This window comes from Oceanibaculum pacificum (genome assembly GCF_001618175.1).
Classification (GTDB): Bacteria; Pseudomonadota; Alphaproteobacteria; order Oceanibaculales; family Oceanibaculaceae; genus Oceanibaculum; species Oceanibaculum pacificum.
The window spans coordinates 1-18,542 of sequence record NZ_LPXN01000145.1; the positions used below are offsets into that span (position 1 = coordinate 1).

At 66.6% G+C, this 18,542-nt stretch carries 16 protein-coding genes; 10 read left to right on the top strand and 6 right to left on the bottom strand.

The genetic code is table 11. The features are described from left to right. The first annotated feature begins 166 nt into the window (after positions 1 to 166). From AUP43_RS15315 to AUP43_RS15340, 6 genes are all read left to right on the top strand, one after another. The gene (locus tag AUP43_RS15315; RefSeq protein WP_067559018.1) at positions 167 to 928 is read left to right on the top strand and encodes an SDR family oxidoreductase; all 762 of its coding nucleotides are present in this window, start codon (positions 167 to 169) and stop codon (positions 926 to 928) included. 12 nt (positions 929 to 940) lie between these two features. Continuing rightward, positions 941 to 2,422, top strand: coding sequence for an FAD-dependent oxidoreductase (locus AUP43_RS15320; protein ID WP_067559019.1), 1,482 nt, complete (start codon positions 941 to 943; stop codon positions 2,420 to 2,422). Positions 2,423 to 2,437: 15 nt separating this feature from the next. Further along, on the top strand, positions 2,438 to 3,211 hold the full coding sequence (locus tag AUP43_RS15325; protein WP_067559021.1) for an SDR family NAD(P)-dependent oxidoreductase: 774 nt from the start codon (positions 2,438 to 2,440) through the stop codon (positions 3,209 to 3,211). A gap of 108 nt (positions 3,212 to 3,319) precedes the next feature. Further along, positions 3,320 to 4,396 (top strand): type 2 periplasmic-binding domain-containing protein, encoded by a 1,077-nt coding sequence (locus tag AUP43_RS15330; protein WP_067559027.1) that lies wholly within the window; start codon positions 3,320 to 3,322, stop codon positions 4,394 to 4,396. Between the two features lie 66 nt (positions 4,397 to 4,462). Beyond that, positions 4,463 to 4,969 carry a TRAP transporter small permease subunit gene (locus AUP43_RS15335; RefSeq protein ID WP_067559028.1) on the top strand — a complete coding sequence of 169 codons (507 nt, stop codon included), beginning with the start codon at positions 4,463 to 4,465 and terminating at the stop codon, positions 4,967 to 4,969. A 2-nt stretch (positions 4,970 to 4,971) separates the two neighbouring features. Further along, positions 4,972 to 6,291 carry a TRAP transporter large permease gene (locus AUP43_RS15340; RefSeq protein ID WP_067559030.1) on the top strand — a complete coding sequence of 440 codons (1,320 nt, stop codon included), beginning with the start codon at positions 4,972 to 4,974 and terminating at the stop codon, positions 6,289 to 6,291. A gap of 13 nt (positions 6,292 to 6,304) precedes the next feature. Here AUP43_RS15340 and AUP43_RS15345 read toward each other — a convergent pair whose 3' ends face one another. The 4 genes from AUP43_RS15345 to AUP43_RS15360 form a co-directional block, all read right to left on the bottom strand. Next, positions 6,305 to 7,102 (bottom strand): aspartate dehydrogenase, encoded by a 798-nt coding sequence (locus tag AUP43_RS15345; RefSeq protein WP_198154931.1) that lies wholly within the window; start codon positions 7,100 to 7,102, stop codon positions 6,305 to 6,307. Then, positions 7,099 to 7,602 carry a cupin domain-containing protein gene (locus AUP43_RS15350; protein ID WP_067559031.1) on the bottom strand — a complete coding sequence of 168 codons (504 nt, stop codon included), beginning with the start codon at positions 7,600 to 7,602 and terminating at the stop codon, positions 7,099 to 7,101. Before AUP43_RS15350 ends, AUP43_RS15345 begins: the two co-directional genes overlap by 4 nt. A 41-nt stretch (positions 7,603 to 7,643) precedes the next feature. After that, on the bottom strand, positions 7,644 to 8,078 hold the full coding sequence (locus AUP43_RS15355) for a type II 3-dehydroquinate dehydratase (protein WP_157089380.1): 435 nt from the start codon (positions 8,076 to 8,078) through the stop codon (positions 7,644 to 7,646). 163 nt (positions 8,079 to 8,241) lie between these two features. Continuing rightward, complete coding sequence (locus tag AUP43_RS15360; protein WP_067559040.1) at positions 8,242 to 9,483, bottom strand: CaiB/BaiF CoA transferase family protein; 1,242 nt, start codon at positions 9,481 to 9,483, stop codon at positions 8,242 to 8,244. 192 nt (positions 9,484 to 9,675) lie between these two features. Between AUP43_RS15360 and AUP43_RS15365 the strand changes: the two genes are divergently transcribed. From AUP43_RS15365 to AUP43_RS15375, 3 genes are all read left to right on the top strand, one after another. Next, positions 9,676 to 12,186 carry a 2-oxoglutarate dehydrogenase E1 component gene (locus AUP43_RS15365; RefSeq protein ID WP_198154932.1) on the top strand — a complete coding sequence of 837 codons (2,511 nt, stop codon included), beginning with the start codon at positions 9,676 to 9,678 and terminating at the stop codon, positions 12,184 to 12,186. A gap of 69 nt (positions 12,187 to 12,255) precedes the next feature. Next, a complete protein-coding gene (locus AUP43_RS15370) occupies positions 12,256 to 13,677 on the top strand; it encodes an FAD-binding oxidoreductase (protein WP_067559051.1) in 1,422 nt (473 codons plus the stop codon). 83 nt (positions 13,678 to 13,760) lie between these two features. Further along, complete coding sequence (locus AUP43_RS15375) at positions 13,761 to 14,141, top strand: hypothetical protein (RefSeq protein WP_067559054.1); 381 nt, start codon at positions 13,761 to 13,763, stop codon at positions 14,139 to 14,141. Here AUP43_RS15375 and AUP43_RS15380 read toward each other — a convergent pair. Together AUP43_RS15380 and AUP43_RS15385 are read right to left on the bottom strand one after the other, a co-directional pair. After that, positions 14,138 to 16,231 carry an EAL domain-containing protein gene (locus tag AUP43_RS15380; protein ID WP_157089382.1) on the bottom strand — a complete coding sequence of 698 codons (2,094 nt, stop codon included), beginning with the start codon at positions 16,229 to 16,231 and terminating at the stop codon, positions 14,138 to 14,140. The two genes, AUP43_RS15375 and AUP43_RS15380, sit on opposite strands and share 4 nt — an antisense overlap. Before the next feature lie 143 nt (positions 16,232 to 16,374). Beyond that, positions 16,375 to 17,625, bottom strand: coding sequence for an MFS transporter (locus AUP43_RS15385; RefSeq protein WP_067559057.1), 1,251 nt, complete (start codon positions 17,623 to 17,625; stop codon positions 16,375 to 16,377). Positions 17,626 to 17,701: 76 nt separating this feature from the next. On the opposite strand from AUP43_RS15385, the gene AUP43_RS15390 reads away from it, so the two are divergent. Then, positions 17,702 to 18,505 carry an SDR family NAD(P)-dependent oxidoreductase gene (locus AUP43_RS15390; RefSeq protein WP_084462853.1) on the top strand — a complete coding sequence of 268 codons (804 nt, stop codon included), beginning with the start codon at positions 17,702 to 17,704 and terminating at the stop codon, positions 18,503 to 18,505. The last annotated feature ends 37 nt before the right edge of the window (positions 18,506 to 18,542 follow it).

Here is an 18,542-nt window from a genome sequence, read left to right on the forward strand (position 1 = left end):
CTCCCCTTCCGGGGCGAGGGATTGTTCTCCGGGCCGCGTCATGGGCGGGTCAGGCAACCGTGGAGTTATTGAGCGAACCGCTTGACACGCCTCCCTCTGCTTATAGACTGACATCCAAGTCAGTAATCCCGCGATCAGGACGGGATCGAACAGGAGGGGATGCGTCGTGCGCTTGAAGGATAAGATCGCCATTGTCACCGGCGGCGGGTCGGGCATCGGCCATGCCACCTGCCTCACCTTCGCCCGCGAGGGCGCCTATGTGGTGGTGGCCGACAAGAACCCGGACGCCGCGCGTAAAGTCGCCGACACCCTGGTCGCGGCCGGCGGCAAAGGCGAATCGGTCGAGGTCGACGTCGCCAAATCCGCCTCGGTGCGTGCGATGATCGAGGGTGTGGTCGAGCGCCAGGGCCGGCTGGACATTCTTGTGAACAATGCCGGCTACGGCATCGCCGGCACCGTGGTCAGCACGACGGAGGAGGATTGGGACGCGCTGATGGCGGTGAACGTCAATGGCGTGTTCTTCGGCTGCAAATACGCCATCCCGATCATGGAGAAACAGGGCGGCGGGGTGATCGTGAACACCGCCTCCACCGTCTCCAAGGTCGGCATCAAGGACCGGGCGGCCTATTGCGCCTCCAAGGGCGCGGTCGCGGCGATGAGCCGGGCGATGGCGCTGGACCATGTCGATGCCGGCGTGCGCATCAATTGCGTCGCCCCCGGCACGATCGAATCGCCCTATTTCGACGAGATTTTCCGCAAGAGCAACGACGCCGCCGCCCTGCGCAAGGGGCTGGAGGCGCGCCAGGCGATGAACCGGCTGGGCAAGCCGCAGGAGATCGCCAACGGCATCCTGTTCCTGGCCAGCGACGAAAGCTCGTTCTGCACCGGCTCCGTCCTGATGGTCGATGGCGGCTGGACCGCGAAGTAAGGACATCCGCACATGCGCCGCACCGTAACGGATGTGGTGGTCGTCGGCGGCGGCGGCACCGGGCTGATGACGGCCCTGTCCGCCGCCCGGCTGGGCCGCGCCGTCGTGCTGCTGGAGAAGAACCCGAAGCTGGGCGGCACCTCCGGCATGTCCGTCGGCTCGATCTCTTCCAGCGCCACCCAGCAGCAGCGCGCGGCGGGCATCGAGGACACGCCTGACGCGCATTTCGAGGATATGCCGAAATTCCACGGCCCCCATCTGGCCAACCGCGACAATCCGGCGCTGCGCCGGCTGCTGGTCGACAATATGCCGGAGACCATGCGCTTTCTGAGCGATCTGGGCCTGGTCTTCATGAATCCGGTGCCGGAGCCGCCGCACCGCGTGCCGCGCCTGCATCAGGTGCTGCCGCATTCCGGGGCCTATATCCACCTGCTGTCCAGGGCCTGCCGGAAGGAGGGGGTGGATATCCGCACTTCCAGCCCGGCGCGGCGGATCGTCATGGAAGCCGGCCGCGCGGTCGGGGTGGAGATCGACGGGGAGCTGATCAGCGCCCGGCGCGGCGTGGTGCTGGCGTCCGGCGACATCAGCGCCGCGCCCGAGGAATATCGCAGCCGGCATTTGCCGCCGGCGATGGGCGGCATCGCGGCGATCAACCGGACCAGCACCGGCGACGGCCAGAAGATGGGCGAGGCGGTCGGCGCGAGCGTCGTGAACGGCGATATCGCCTGGGGACCGGAAATCCGCTTCGTCGCCCCGCCGACCGCGAGTTTCATCACCAGGCTGCCGCCGGTCACCGCCTTCGCGCGGCTGGTGAAGGCGATGATGGGGCTGTTGCCGCAATCGGTGCTGCGACCGTTCCTGATGTCCTTCGTGACCACCTATCTGGCGCCGTCGCACGGGCTGTTTCGCGAGGGCGGCATCCTGGTCAACAAGCAGGGCGAGCGCTTCTGCGACGAGCTGAACCAGCCGCATTATGCGATGGCGCAGCAGCCGGACCATGTCGCCTATATCCTGCTGGACGGGGCGACGGCGGCAAAATTCGTCGAGTGGCCGCATTTCGTCTCCACCGCGCCGGGCGTCGCCTACGCCTATCTGCCGGATTACGAGCGCAACCGCCGCGACATCTGCTTCAAGGCCGATACGCTGGACGGGCTGGCGGCGAAGATCGGCGTGCCCGCCGCCGCGCTGAAGCGCTCGGTCGAGGCCTATAATGCCGGCGAGCGCGGGGAACGCCCGGCCTTGGGGGCGGGGCCTTATGTCGCCCTCGGCCCGGCCAAGCCCTGGATCGTCTTTACCGAGGGTGGGTTGAACGTCAACGCCTCCCTGCAAGTGCTCGATAAACAGGAAAAGCCGATACCCGGCCTGTTCGCCGCCGGCTCGGCCGGGCAGGGCGGGGTTCTGCTGGAGGGCCACGGCCATCATCTGGGCTGGGCCTTCACCTCGGGCCGCATCGCTGGCCGCAATGCCGCCTTCAACGATATCGCCGCTTCATAGTGAGGAAAGACAGGGATGTATAATCTGACCGGACGAACCGTGCTCATCACCGGCGGGGCGGGCGGCATCGGCAAGGCCAGCGTGCTGCGCCTGGCCGACGAGGGCTGCGACATCGCCATCTTCGACCGCCAGGCCGAGCAGGCTGAGGAAACCGCCGCCCTGATCCGCGCCAAGGGCCGCAAGGCCTATGTCGCCACCGGCGACGTCTCCAAGGCCGAAGATGTGAAGGCGGGCTGCGCCGACCTCGTAAAGCAGCTCGGCCATGTCGACATCCTGATCAACTGCGCCGGCATCCTGCGCCTCGGCCCGCTGCTGGAGATGGACGAGGCGGCGTGGCACAACAGCTTCGGCGTGAATGTCGACGGCGTGTTCCACACCTGCCGCGCGGTGCTGCCGCACATGGTGGCGCGCAAGCAGGGCAAGGTCATCAACATGGCTTCCTGGATGGGCAAGAAGGCGCTGGCCAATTACAGCGCCTATTGCGCCACCAAATTCTCCGTCATCGCCATCACCCAGGCGCTGGCGCTGGAGATGGCGCCGCACGGCATCGCCGTGAACTCGGTCTGCCCGGGCCTGATCGTCGATACCCAGATGCGCGTCGAATCCGAAGCCCAGCACAAGGCGCAGGGCCTGCCGATGGCGAAGGATCGGGTCGCCTCCATCCCGATGGGCCGCGCCGGCCTGCCCGGCGACGTGGCGCGCATCGTCGCCTTCCTGGCCTCCGACGAATCCGACTACATGACCGGCCAGGGCATCAATATCACCGGCGGCATGTGGACCACGAGCTGAGCGCAAACGCTGGACGGCTGACTGCAACGTCAGTTACGCTCACAGCAATTCGCTAATGCAAAAAAAGCGAGTCTGAACAGGCTTCAACAATCTTGGGGGTATATAAAAATGATTAAGTCCGTGCGCAGCTTCGCCATCGGCGCGGCTTTGATGTGTGGCGTGGCTGTGGCGGCCGTGCAGCCGGCCGCCGCCCAGGCGACCAAGCCGGTGGAATGGAGCATGGCGACGCCGTGGGCCGGCGGGCATTGGCTCGATATCGGCGCCAAGCGCTTCGCCGAGCTGGTGGGCCAGATGACCGAGGGCCGGGTGAAGATCAATGTCTTCCCCGCCGGAACGCTGGGCAGCGCCTTGAAGGTCACCGAGACGGTGCAGAGCGGCATTGCCGAGGTCGGGCATAATTGGCCGGCCTATGATTGGGGCATCGACCGCACCGGCGTCATTTTCGGCGGCTGGTCGGGCGGCCTGACGCCGGAGGAATACATGCTCTGGCTGTATAATTACGGCGGCGCGGATCTCTGGAAGCAGTGGCGCCAGGAAGTTTCCGGCGTGGTGGTGGTGCCCTGCGGCCTGCTGGAGACCGAGATTTTCATGCATGCCCACAAGCCGGTGCGCACGCTGGAGGATTACAAGGGCATGAAGGTCCGCACCTCCGGGGCGTGGGCCGAGATCGCCACCGATCTGGGGGCGTCCACCGTCGTCATGGCCGGTTCGGAAGTGTTCCCGGCGCTGGAGCGCAAGGTGGTGGACGGCATCGAGTGGGGCGGACCCGGCATCAACATGTCGGCCGGCTTCCACAAGATCGCGAAATACATCATCACGCCGGGCATTCATCAGCCGTCGGGCGCGCATGAATGCATGTTCAACAAGGATGCCTGGGCCAAGCTGTCCGACAAGGATAAGGGCCTGATCGAGCTGGCCGGCAAGCTGACCACCTACGAGACCTTCATCGGCTACGCCAAGGAAGATTTGGCCGGCTATGCCTTCCTGAAGAGCCAGCCGGGCGTTGAATTCGTGGAGCTGGACGAAAGCTTCATCGAGGCGGCCCGCAAGGCCTCGTTCGCCTGGGCGGACAAGCAGTCGGGCGCGAATGCCTGGTTCAAGAAGGCGTATGAGCATCAGCGCGCCTTCCAGGCCTCGATCAAGGATTGGTCGAAGTTCCGCCTGCCGATCGGCGCGGCGCAGTAAGCACGCAGCAGCGGGGCGTCCGGTATCCGCCGGGCGCCCCAGTCTCGTCAGCCGTCGGAGTTCCGCATGCATTTCCTGCGCAAGCTGGAGGTCGTGACCGATATCGCGGCCTTCATCGGCATCCTGATCGTCGTGCCGCTGATCCTGTCGATGGTCTATGAGGTGTTGAGCCGCTACCTGCTGGCGGCCCCCACCTTCTGGGCCTACGAGCTGGGCTACATGATGATGGGCGCGATCTTCATGTTCGGCATGGCCTATGCCCTGAAGGTGCGCCAGCATGTGACGGTGGACGTGCTGCACGGCGCGTTGCCGCCGCGCCTGAAGGCGGCGGTGAATATTGTGGGATATTGCTTCTTCATTCCCTGCGTCGCCTGGCTGACCTACGCGCTGTGGGGCTACATGGTCCGCGCCTATGTCGGCGCGGAAGGGTCCGGCCAGTCGGCCTGGAACCCGCAGATCTGGCCGTACCGCGCGATTCTGGTGATCGGCTTCGCCATCTTCCTGCTGCAAACGCTGATCGAGTTCACGAAAAACTGGATCGCGCTCATCGCCAACGACGCGACGGATATCTGAGCATGACCGGCCTTGCCCTCTGGATGTTCCCGGCGCTGCTGGTGTTTGTCGCGCTGGGCATTCCCATCGCCTTCTCGCTGATGAGCGTGGCGCTGATCTTCGGCGTGCTGCGCTTCGGCGACGCGGCGGTGGCACAGTTCGTCTCCAAGGTCGACGATGTGTCGACCAACTATATTCTGGGCGCCATTCCGCTGTTCGTCTTCATGGGCGCGCTGCTGGAACGCTCGGGCATCGCCAGCCGGCTGTTCGACGCGATCTATCTGTGGACCAAGCGGCTGCCGGGCGGCCTTGCCATCGGCGCGGTCATCATGTGCACCGTCTTCGCGGCCGCCACCGGCATCACCGGCGCGACCGAGACCGTGGTCGGCATGCTGGCGATCCCGGCGATGATGAAATACGCCTACGACAAGCGGTTGATCTCCGGCACGATCTGCGCCGGCGGCTCGCTCGGCACCATCATCCCGCCCTCGATCACCGTGGTCGTGCTGGCCCCGGTGGCGGATATTCCGGTGGGCGACCTGTTCGCCGGCATCATGTTTCCGGGCCTGATCATGTCCGGGCTTTTCCTGGCTTATATCGTCGGGGCCTGCACATTGAATCCGTCCTTGGCCCCGCGCCAGCCGGAGACGGCGGAAGACGCGATATCCTTCGGCGAGAAGCTGCGCATCACCGCCATCGCCATGCTGCCGCCGGTCTTTCTCATTTTCGCCGTGCTGGGCACCATTCTGCTCGGCTGGGCGACGCCGACCGAGGCGGCGGCCACCGGCGCGTTCGGCAGCATTCTGCTGTGCTTCATCTATCGCCAGTTCAACCTGTCGATGCTGAAGGAGGCGTTGTACCGCACGCTCTCCATCACCGCGATGATCCTGCTGATCGTGCTGGGCGGCAGCATGTTCGCCGGCGTGTTCTATGCCTCCGGCGGCATGGTGGCGATCCAGAAGCTGCTGGCGGAATACGGTCTGGCCGGCTGGCCGGCCATCGGGCTGATCCTGTTCCTCACCTTCCTGGCCGGCTTCGTGCTGGAGCTGATCTCCATCGTGCTGATCGTGATTCCGATCGCGATCCCGCTGGTGAAGCTGTACGGCATCGATCCGCTCTGGTTCTCGGTGCTGTTCCTGGTGATCCTGCAGACCAGCTATCTGACGCCCCCGATGGCCCCGGCCATCTTCTATCTGCGCGCCATCGCGCCTTCCAGCATCACCTTGATGCATATGTATAAGGGTGTGATTCCGTTCATCGTGATGCAGATCATCACGCTGGGGCTGGTCTTCGCCTTCCCCGATATCGCCACCTGGCTGCCGCGCCAGATCTACGGCCAGTAAGACAGGCCGCCGCTCAGATCACCAGGGCGGCGGCGCTGTTGCGCACCAGGCGTTCCAGGCTGAGCACGGTCAGGAAGGACGTCTTGGGATTATCGGGCGAGGGCAGGTTCTCCAGCCGCAGCGCCAGCGTGCCGAACGCGCCCGCCGCGTCGACCTCGTGGCGATTGCCGGTCGCGTGCGGGTCGGCGACGATGCGGCAGCGCGTCGCCTCGAAGCCGATGCCGGCCAGCGCCACGGTGGTGGCCACGTTCGCGTTCTTCGGGAACATCTGGGAGGCCTCGCGCGCCGTGCCTTCGTACAGCACCGCCTCCTCGGTCAGCGCATCCAGGTCGACCAGGCTTTCCGCGGCGGTGTCCCGCCAGGCCAAGGGCGGCTTGCGCGAGGTGTAGGTGACGCTGTCCAGGCCGGCCAGCCGCGCGGCCGCCAGCCCGTCGATGGCCGCCACCGCGCCGGCCGGCACCAGGATGCGCGATCCGCCGGCCTCGGCCGCCTGGCGCAGGCTCCGTTCGGTCGCCGGATCGGCCAGCGCGCCGACCGAGGCGACCGCCAGATCGATGCCGGCGGCCAGGATCGCCGGGCCGAATTGCGCGGCCGCCTGCTGCCCGGCGCATTCCACCACCAGATCGGGCCTGGCGTTCAGCAAGGCCGCGACATTATCCACCAGCGGCGCGTCCGCGCCGTCTGAGCGGCCGGGGCGGACCAGGATGGCGATGACCTGCGGCGCATCGGGATCGGCCGCCAGGCGCGTCGCCAGCGCCTTGCCAATGGCGCCGTGGCCGATCAGGCCGATGCGCTTTGCCAGCAGGCTCACGCCTTGATCGGCGCGAAGATGGTGTCCATCTCGATCTTCTCGACATCCTCCGGCCGGGCGAAGGGCTCCGGCGCCGGTTCGCCCGGCGTGCGCGGGCGGCCGATCTCCTCGAAGAAGATGTCCAGCCCGCCGGGCATGATGGTCCAGAACATCATCAGATCCTTGGTGCCGGTATTGATGATCTTGTGCCGGCGGAAGGAGCCGAGATAGACCGTGGTGCCGGGGCGGATCGGGTGCGGTTCGCCATCCAGCTCCAGTACGCCCTCGCCCTCGTAGAAGAACAATATCTCCTTGTGGTCGGGGTGCTGGTGGTCGCGGATATAGCCGCCCGGCGCAATCGCCTGGGTGCCGGTGGAGAAGGGCAGGCCGGGGATGTTGCGCTGGGAGAATTTCACCTCGCCATAGCCGTTCGCCGGCACCGGCTGCCACCAGCTCGGACCCTCATCCTGCTGCACGACGACCGCATAACCCTTTTCGTCCTTCGCCTGAGCCGCTTCCATGGCGTCCTCCTTCGCTAACTCTACAGGTACTAGATAGGCGCTTACTTGGCCTTGAACATCTCCAGCAGCGCGTCGAAGGCGCGCATATAGGTCTGGATGCCCACCCCCATGAACACGCCCTTGCAGGCCTGCGCACTGATCGAATGAATGCCGCGGTCGTAATGGTTGGTCATATGCACCTCAATCACCGGCACCTTGATGCCGCGGATGCAGTCGCGCAGCGCATAGCCGGCGTAGCACATGCCGCCGGGATTCATCACCACGCCGTCATAATCCTGCCGGTGTGCTGCGAACAGCTTGTCGATCGCGTGGCCCTCGACGTTGGTATAGTAGATCTCGACCTCGAAGCCCTTCGCGGCGGCGTAGTCGCGCACCATCTGGTCCAGCTCGTCGGCCGTGGTCTTGCCGTACTTCTCCGGCTCGCGGATGCCCAGGAACTCCATATTGGCGCCCTGGAGAAACAATATCTTCGGCACGGCACTCCCCCCTTATGCTTGCGCGGCGACCTGACTTGTTAGTCAGTATCCGCAATTCTACGGATATGCCTTACAAGGGTCAACGCGGGAGGAGGTCTTAGCCGAACCGGGCGAATCTCCAGCTAACCGGTCCCGCCGCCTTTAATGGAAGGCCAGGGCGGGGTCATTCTTGAGCGGGCCTCTGGCGATGCCGCAGCAGTGCGGCGATTTCCGGGTCGGCCATGCCCAGCACCTCGCGCAGCACCGTGGCGGTGTCGGCGCCCAGGGCGGGCGGGGCGCGGTCGCTGGTGGTGGGGCCGCTGGCGAATTTCACCGGATTACCGACCTGCGGGATCGCCGGGGCGGCGGCGCTGGAGAGCGTGCGCCGCAAGCCGCGGGCCTGCACCTGCGGATCGGCGAAGACCTGCGCCAGATCGTTGATCGGCCCGCAGGGCACGGCGTGGTTCTCCAGCAAGGCGACCCACTCGGCGGTGCCGCGCCCGGCGATGATCTCGGCCAGCAGCGGGATCAGCGCGGCGCGGTTCACGATGCGCCCGCTATTGGTCCTGTAGAGCGGGTCGGCGGCCAGGTGGCCCGCCCCGGCGACGGCGCAGAAGCGGGCGAACTGGCCGTCATTGCCGATCGCCAGGATCATGTGCCCGTCGGCGGTCTTGAACACCTGATAGGGCACCACGTTGGGATGCGCGTTGCCCATGCGCCCCGGCGGCTGGCCGGAGACGAGATAGTTGCTGGCCTGATTCGCCAGGGTGGCGATCTGCGTGTCCAGCAGCGCCATGTCGATGCGTTCGCCCTGGCCGGTGCGGTCGCGCTGGATCAGCGCGGTGAGGATCGCCGACAGGCCGTACAGGCCGCAAATCTGGTCGGAGATGGCGACTCCCACCTTCATCGGCTCGGCCCCTGGCTCGCCGGCCGGCTTGCCGGTGATGCTCATCAGCCCGCTCATCGCCTGGATCAGGAAGTCGTAGCCGGCCCGTTTGGCGTAGGGCCCGGTCTGGCCGAAGCCGGTGATCGAGCACCAGATCAGGCGCGGATTGACCTGCTTCAGATCGTCGTAATCCAGCCCGTATTTCGCCAGCCCGCCGACCTTGTAATTCTCCACCACCACGTCGCATTCGGCGGCCAGCCGGCGGATCAGCGCCTGGCCTTCGGGCGTTGCCATGTCGATCTCGATGGAGCGCTTGCCCCGGTTGCAGGCCAGGTAATAGGCCGACAGGCCGGGATTGTCGGCCTCGGGCTCGACCAGATAGGGCGGGCCCCAGCCGCGCGTATCGTCGCCTTCGCCCGGCTTTTCCACCTTGATGACGTAAGCGCCCATATCGGCCAGGAACTGCGTCGCCCACGGACCGGCCAGCACGCGCGACAGGTCGAGCACGCGCAGATGGCTCAAGGGTGCTGTGGTTTGCATGGCTGGTGTCTTCCTCCCGATACGGCCTTGGCGGCGCTTGGGTTCGATTGGTAGCATCCGCCGCCTGTAACGATAAAGCACAAGTGGGAGGCGGCGATTCCCGACGATGGTTTCCTAGGCGGTTTCCTGGGCGCGGGCGATCCCGGCGCGCTCGACGCGCTCTATCGGCGCTTCCTGGACGATCCGCACAGCGTGCCGCGCGACATGGCGCGGCATCTGGCGCGGCTGCTGGAGCGCGACGGCGCGCCCGCTGCTTCCGACAATAGCGCCTTACTGGCCGAAGCCTGGCGGCAGCGCGGCCATCTGGCCGCCCGCCTCGATCCGCTGGAACTGAACGAGCCGCCCGTCGTGCCGGAGCTGGATCCCGCCGCCTACGGCTTGCCGCCGGGGGCGGAGGCGCCCTGGCGCGGCCTCTATGGCGGCTCCATCGGCTGGGAATTCGCGCATATCCACGATGGCGAGAAGCGGCGCTGGATGCAGGCCCGGGCCGAGGCCCCGGCGCTGCCGGACGAGGCCACGCGGCTCGATCTGCTGGCGCTGCTGAGGCGCGGCCAGGCCTTCGAGGAGACGCTGCAGGGCCGGCTGCCCGGCGCGAAGCTGTTCGGCCTGGCCGGCGGCGACGGGTTCCTGGCGGCGGTGGAGACGATCTTCCGCCGCAGCCTGGCCCTCGGCGTCGAGGAGGTGGTGATGGGCGGCATGCATCGCGGCCGCCTGGCGCTGCTGGCCGTGCTGCTGGAAAAGCCGCTGACGGCGCTGGTCGCCGAGGTCACCGGCAAGTCGCCGCTGCCCCAGGGCATGCAGGCCTCCAGCGACGTGCCCTACCATCTGGGCTATTCCGGCGAGCGCGAGATCGATGGCAAGCGGCTGCGCCTCACCGTCTCGCCGCATCCCTCGCACCTCCAGGTCGTCGGCGTGGTGGCGCAGGGCCGCGCGCGCGGCAAGCAGGCGCTGCGAGGGGAAGGCGGCAAGGGCCAGGTGCTGCCGCTGCTGCTGCACACCGACGCCAGCTTCGCCGGCCAGGGCATCGTGGCGGAGCTGTTCCAGCTCTCCAAGGTCGCGCCCTTCGATATCGGCGGCACCATCCATGTGGTGATCAACAACCAGCTCGGCTTCACGACGATGCCGGAGGAGGGGCGCAGCGCGCGCTACTGCACCGACATCGCCAAGCTGGTGGAGGCCCCGGTGCTGCATGTGAATGGCGACGACGTGACCGCGCTGTGGCGCGCGGCCTGCGTGGCGGCCGAGTGGCGGGCGCGGTTCGGCGGCGACATCGTGCTGGATATCGTGTGCTATCGCCGGCATGGCCATAACGAGATCGACGAGCCGCGCTTCACCCAGCCGGCAATGTACAAGGCCATCGATTCCCGCCCGCCGCTGGCCGACCGCTATGCCGGCGAATTGCGCGGCGGCGGCCTCGATATCGCGGCCGCCGAGCAGGCCGGCCCGGTAATGGCCGAGGCGGTGAAGGCGGCGTTCGACGCCGCTGCCGGCTATGCGGTGAACGATGCCGGCTGGTTCCGCGGCGCGTGGCAGGGGTTCCGCAGCGGCGGCATCGACGACATGCTGACCTTCGTGGAGACCGGCCTGCCGCTCGACCGGATTCGGCAAATCGGCCGGGCGCTGACCGAGGCGCCGGCCGATTACGCGCTGGACCGCAAGGTGGCGCGCTTTCTCGATCAGCGCCGCGAGAGCATCGAGAGCGGGCAGGGGATCGACTGGGCGACCGGCGAGGCGCTGGGCTTCGCCAGCCTGCTGGCCGAGGATGTGCCGGTCCGCTTCGGCGGCCAGGATTCGGCGCGCGGGGCCTTCACCCAGCGGCATCTGTTCGTGCACGACACCGCGTCCGAGCGCCGGCATTGCGTGCTGGGAGCGCAGGCTGAAATCTTCAACACGCCGCTGATCGAATACGCCATCCTGGCCTATGAGTACGGCCACAGCCTGGCCGACCCGAACCGGCTGGTGGCGTGGGAGGCGCAGTTCGGCGACTTCCTCAATATCGCCCAGGCGATTTTCGACCAGTTCGTGGCCTGTGGGGAGGATCGCTGGCTGCGATCGTCCGGCCTGACGATCCTGCTGCCGCACGGGCTGGATGGCGGCGGGCCGGACCATTCCACCGGCCATCCGGAACGACTGCTGGCGGCCTGCGCGCGGGGCAATATCCAAATCGCCAACGTCTCGACGCCGGCTAATTTCTTCCATCTGCTGCGCCGGCAGATGAAGCGCGATTTCCGCAAGCCGCTGGTGGTGCTGACGCCAAAAGCCCTGCTGCGCCACAAGGGCTGCGTGTCGGCCATCGATGAATTCGGCCCCGGCACCGGCTTCCGCGCGCTGATTCCCGATGCCGCCGCCAGGCCGGAGCGGCTGATCCTGTGCACCGGCAAGGTCTATTACGATCTGGCGGCCGAGCGCGCGGCGCGCAAGCTGGAGGACAGTGTGGCGCTGCTCCGGCTAGAGCAGCTCTATCCGCTGCCGGAGGAGGAGCTGCGCGCCATCCTCGCGGCGCATCCGCGGGCCGATCTCGTCTGGTGCCAGGAGGAGCCGGCAAATATGGGTTATTTCACCCATCTCGACCGGCCGCTGGAAGCGCTGGCGGGCCGCCGCTTGCGCTATGCCGGCCGCCCCGCCGTGCCGACGCCCGCCGTCGGCGTGAAATACTGGCACGAAGCCGAACGCAAGGCGGTGCTGGACGCGGCGTTCCGATAAATATTTCTCCCCCTGCCGCGCCGGGGAAAGTAAGTACACTCACCTCATCCGTAATCAGAGAATCGCCCCATGACCATCTCCGCCGATATCCTCGACCGTTTGAAGGCCATCGTCGGCCCGGCCGGCTATATCGACGATCCGGCGGATATGGAGCCCTATTGCGTGTCCTGGCGCGATGGCTGGCGGGGCGATACGCCGCTGGTGCTGCGCCCGGCCTCGACCCGGGAGGTGGCGGAGATCGTCAGGCTGTGCGCCGAGGCGCGGGTGCCGATCGTTCCGCAGGGCGGCAATACCGGCCTGACCGGGGCCGGCCAGCCGCATCCCGGCGGCGCGGAGATCGTGCTGTCGACCAACCGGATGAAGGCGATCCGCGACATCGATGTGCTGAACGACACCATGACGGTTGAGGCCGGCGTGGTGCTGACCACGATCCAGGACAAGGCGGCGGAGCTGGACCGGCTGTTCCCGCTGAGCCTGGGGGCGGAGGGATCCTGCCAGATCGGCGGCAATCTCTCGACCAATGCCGGCGGCACCCAGGTGCTGCGCTACGGCAATGCCCGCAACCTGGTGCTGGGGCTGGAGGTGGTGCTGCCGGACGGCCGCGTGTGGGATGGGCTGCGGGCGCTGCGCAAGGACAATACCGGGTTCGATCTGAAGCAGATATTCATCGGCGGCGAGGGTACGGTGGGCATCATCACGGCCGCCGTGCTGCGGCTGTTCCCGAAGCCGCGCGAAAGCCAGACGGCGTTCGCCGCCGTCACCGACCCCGCGGCGGCGGTCAAGCTGCTGGGCGTGATGCGCGACCGGCTGGGCGAGCAGATCACCAGCTTTGAGCTGCTGCAGCGCAATTGCCTGGAGTATGTGTTCGCCACGCTGGACGGGCACGAGGATCCGCTATCGGCGGTCTATCCCTGGTATGTGCTGATCGAGGCGACGGGGCAGGGCGCGCCCGGCTCGCTGCGCGAACCGCTGGAGGAGGCGCTGGCCGGGGCCATCGAGGCCGAATTGGTGCCCGACGCGGTTATCGCCGCCTCGGGCGACCAAGCGCAGAAGCTGTGGGCGATGCGCGAGGAGCTGGCCGAGGCGCAGAAGCTGAGCGGCACGGGCATCAAGCACGATATCTCCGTGCCGCTGTCGCGCATCGGCGAATTCATGGAGCGCGCCGACGCCGCGCTGAACGCGGCCTATCCCGGCATCCGGCATTGCAGCTTCGGCCATGTCGGCGACGGCAATATCCATTACAACCCGCTGAACCCGGTCGATTGGGATCCAAAGGCCTTCGCCGCCGAGCGGGAGAAGATCAACCGATTGGTGCATGACATCGTGGCCGAGATGAATGGCTCGCTTTCGGCCGAGCATGGGCTGGGACGGCTGCGGCGCGAGGAGGCCGAGCATTATAAATCGCCGGTCGAAATCGACATGATGCGCGCGCTAAAGCACGCTTTCGATCCGCATAACCTGATGAATCCAGGGAAAATGCTGCGCCCGTAACCAAAATGTCGCAGGGCTTTGGGATTAACGAAAAACTAATCGCTTAAAGCGATATATATCGTATTTTATCGATCTCGTTTTTCATGGCCTGGCACATGCTCTCCAAACGATCCTCCCAACGCACCGGCGAGCGGCGGCGCAACCGCCGGAAGGTCCGAAGCGGACTGCTGGCCGATTTCGGCGATGGGACGCTGCCGGTGTTCAACTATTCCATCGACGGCATCTTGATCGGCGATTATGCCCTGCCGCTCCAGGTGCCGGGCAAGATCATGGTCACGCTGTCCTGGGCCGATAAGCCGCGCCTGCGGCTCAGCACCTATTGCCAGGTGGCGCGGATCGACCGGTTTCGCAACGAGACGGCGTTCTCCTTCGTCTCGATGACCGAGGAGCTGTTCGATTTTATCGAGCGCACGCCGCCGCGCCCGAAGCCGGCGGCGAAAACCGGCTTGCGCCGCTTCTTCTAGGCCGCCTGGGCCAGCCCCACGAAATCCGGCAGCGGCATCGGCCGGGCGAAGCCATAGCCTTGCAGCAAATCGACGCCCAATGCCGCCAGGCTGTCGCCGACCGCCCGGTCCTCCACCCCCTCGGCCACGACGCGCATGCCGAACTGGCGCGCCATCGAGACGATCACTTCGACGATCTGCCGGTCGTCGGGGCTGCGGTGGAAATCGACGATGAAGCTGCGATCGATCTTCAATTCGCGGAACGGCAGGCGCTTCAGCTGCGCCAGCGAGGAATAGCCGGTGCCGAAATCGTCGATGGAGAATTCGAAGCCGGCCGCCGACAGCGCCAGCATGGCACGGGCCGTCCGGTCCGGGTCGCGCATCGCCGAACCCTCGGTGATTTCCAGGATAAGCTGGCCGGGGGTGAGCTCGAATTCCTGCTTCAGCCGCAGCATGCGCTCGACGAAATCCGTCGCGCGGAATTGCAGGGCGGAAACATTGACCGCCAGCGACAGCGATTCTTCCATGCCGTTCTGCGACCAGCCGCGCAGGATTACGCAGGCTTCGCGAATCGCCCATTCCTCCAGCTGGTTCAGGATGCCGAATTTTTCCGCGATGGGCAGGAATTGGCCAGGCAGCAGCAACCCATGCTCCGGGTGACGCCAGCGCATCAGCGCCTCGGCGGAGGCGATGCGGCCGCGCCGCGCGCAGAATTTCGGTTGCAGGAACAGCTCCAGCTCGCGGTTGGCGATGGCCTCGCGCAGGGCGCGCTGCAGGTCGAATTCACGCAAGGCCGCCTCCTGCATCGCCGGCTTGTAGAAGCGGTAATGCCCAGGCCCCTCGGCCTTGGCGACATACATCGCCTTTTCGGCATGGCCGATCAGCGCCTTGGCGTCGTTCCCGTCATTCGGCGCGACAGCGACGCCGATGCAACAGGACAGCGCCACATCGCGGCCGCGAATGCGAAACGGCTGGTGCAGCGTTTCGCGCAGCTTCTCGATATGGGTGACGATCTCCGAGGGCGCGCGCAAGCCATGCAGAACGGCCACGAACTTGTCGCCGCTGAAGCGCGCCACCGCGCCACGATCCGCGTAACTGGCGCGCAGGCGCGTGGCGGTCTGGCGCAGCAATTCGTCGCCGCCGGCATGGCCCTGCGCGTCGTTGATGAATTTGAAGCGGTCGATGTCGACGAACAGGACGGCGCATAACAGGCCCTCATCGCCCGGCTGCTCCAGCAGGCTCTGCAGATCGTCGACCAGGGTGAAGCGGTTGGGCAGGCCGGTCAGCTGGTCGGTCAGCGACAGGCGCTTCAACTCGCTGTTCGCCATTTGCAGCGAGCGATGAAGCCGCGAGGTCGCGGTCTCGAACCGCCCGTCGAGCAGCGCCAGCAGCAGCGTCGCCAGCAGGATCGCGATGGACACCGTCGCCACCGTGCCGGCCAGCCAGTCGCGGTTGATGTCGGCGGCGGCGCGGCACACGCTGCCGAATGGAAAATTGGCCGCCACCATGCCGGTATAATGCATGCCGGCAATCGCCAGCCCCATGATCAGCGCGGCGATCAGCTGGTACAGGATCAGCGGTCCGGCAACCCGGCGGCTGAGATGAAACGCGATGAACAGCGCGGCCGTCGCCGCCGCGATGGCGATCAGCACCGACAGGGTGAAATAGAACGGGTGATAGACGATGCCCGGATGCATATCCATCGCCGCCATGCCGGTGTAGTGCATCGCCGCGATGCCCAGCCCCAGCAGCAGCCCGGCGGCCAGCAGGCGGGGCACGGTAAGCCGGTTATTGCGGATCTGCATCAAGGCAAAGCCGGACATCACGATGGCGATGACCAGCGACACCACCGTCAAGCCTTGATCGTAACCTAGCGGGATCGGCAGTTCGAAGGCCAGCATGCCGATGAAATGCATCGACCAGATGCCGATGCCCATCGACAGCGCGCCGAAGCCCAGCCACAAGGTGGCGCTGCCGGTTGTGGTGACGATGCGTTTGGAGAGGATGAGCGTGGTGTAGGAGGCCAGGGTGGCGACCAGAATCGACAAGATCACCAGGAGCAGGTCGTAGCTGCCGGCCAAAACCGAAACTGGCGGGAAGGCCAATGTCAATATACAGCTCCGATGTGTCCGCTCGCGAGGAGCGAATATGTCAATTAGATCATCATCTGCTTGTGTGAAGCGGCGTCAATGGCCATGCAAGAATTTTGCAGCGCGGGATCGCACGTTTGCGGGTGAAAACCCGGAATTCAATATCAAGTTGTAGGTCTAGGCTTCGAATCGGTTGCCGTTGCGTAAATCGCCAGGCCGCCGGCCAGGGCCAGCGCGATGAAACCGAAGGCGTAGCGGTAGCCCAGCTCGCCATAGCCGCCATCGCTGCCGGGGAAGGCGTTGACGATGGCGCCGGTGGCGATCGGCAGCACCGCGCAGCCGATCACCTGGGCCAGGTTCACCGTGGTGATGCCGCGCCCGGCCAGATGGTCGGGGAACAGGCTGCGGCCATGCGCGACGATCACCAGCGAATAGGTCGTCACCAGGCACACCGCGATCAGCAGCCCTATCGCCAGCCATAGCGGCGGCTGGCTCAGCAGCGCCAGCGGCAGCAGCGTGGCGACGGTCAGGCAGCCGCCGGCCAGCACCACCCATTTGCGGCTGTTGAACAGGCGGTCGAGCGGGCCGAACAGCAGCAGCCCGCAAATCTGCGCCGCGCCCATCGCCAGCAGCACATTGCCGCGCCCGACCGGCCCCAGCCCGTGAATGTCGTAGAGATACGGCCCCGCCCACAGGCCCAGCATGGTCGCCTGGCTGGCATAGGCGAAGGTATGCACCGCCAGCACCTTGCCCAGCCCTGGAGTGCGCCAGACCGCCCACAGCCCGCGCAGGATGGCGGCTAAATTATCCTCGCGCTTGCTCACCGGCGGCTGGCCGGGCGGGTCGTCGCGCACCAGGGCGTAGAACAGCGCGCCGGTCAGGCCGGTCACGATGGCGGTCAGCACGAAAGTGGCGCGCCAGCCGATGGTCTCGGCCGAATAGGCCAGCGGCGTGGCGGCCAGCAGCGTACCGATCTGCGACAGCGAGAACACCCAGCTCAGCACCATGCTCAGCCGGTCGCCGCCGAACCAGCGGGAACTCAGCATCACGGCGCCCATGAAGCTGCCGCCGCAGCCCAGGCCGATCAGCATGCGCGCGGCCACCAGCTCGGCACCGCTTTGCGCGGCCGCATGCCACAGCGCGCCGGCCACGCCCAGCAGGGTCAGCCAGGCGACGGTGCGCCGCGTGCCGATTCGGTCGAACAATATGCCGACCGGGATCTGCGCCACGCCGAGGGCGATGTAGAACGCGCCGTTCGCCAGCCCCAGCGTCGCCGAGGACAGGCCCAGGTCGCGGATCAGCTCCGGCGCGATGACGCCGATGGAGGTGCGGAAGAACTGGCTGACGATGGTGATCGCCGCCAGCATCGGGATCAGCGTCAGCGTCGCGCGCCGCAGGGAGGTTTCCAGGCTCATGGCGGAAATTTAGCGAATATGCAGGCCGATAGTCTGTTTGTATTGTCGCGATGACAAAAATTTCCGGGAGGACAAGATGCCGGCACAAAGCCGCAGGATTGCAATGGTCACCGGGGCGAGCCGGGGCATCGGCCGCGCCATCGCGCTGCGCCTGGCGCGCGACGGATTCGACATCGCCGTCTGCGCCCGCTCCGCCGATCAGCTCGCCACGCTGGCGGCCGAGATCGAGGGGTTGGGCCGGCGGGTGCACAGCGTCGCCGTCGATCTGATGGCGGAGGGTGCGCCGGGCGCTTTCGTCGCCTCCACGCTGGCGGCGCTGGGCGGGCTCGATCTGGTCGTCACCAATGCGGGCGCGACCGAGCGCGGCAATTTCGTCGAGCTGACCGAGGCGCAGTGGCGCAACGGCTATGCGCTGAAATTCTTCGCCCATGTCTGGCTGTTGCAGGCGGCCTGGCCGCATCTTGCCCAGACCGGAGGGAAGTCCGGAGGGAATCCCGGGGGGCGAGTGGTGCTCGTCGCCGGCATCGGCGGCCGCACGCCGGGCGCTGAATTCGCCATTGGCGGCTCGGTCAATGCCGCCCTGCTGTCGCTGACCAAGGCGCTGGCGGAGCAGGGGCTCAAGGACGGGGTGCGGGTGAACGCCATCAATCCCGGCCCGGTGCGCACCGACCGGCTGACCAGGCGCATCCGCAGCTACGCCGCCGAGAACCAGATCAGCGAGGCCGCCGCGGCGCAGCGCATGGAAGGCGAATTCGGCGTCGTCCGCTTCGGCGAGGTCGAGGACATCGCCGCCGCCGTCGCCTTCCTGGCCGGTCCGGAGGCCGATTACTTCCAGGGCAGTCTCATCGACCTCGACGGCGGCCAGACCAAGACGCTGTAAGGGTGCCGGCCGCCTTATGCTTCGAGACGGCGCTGCG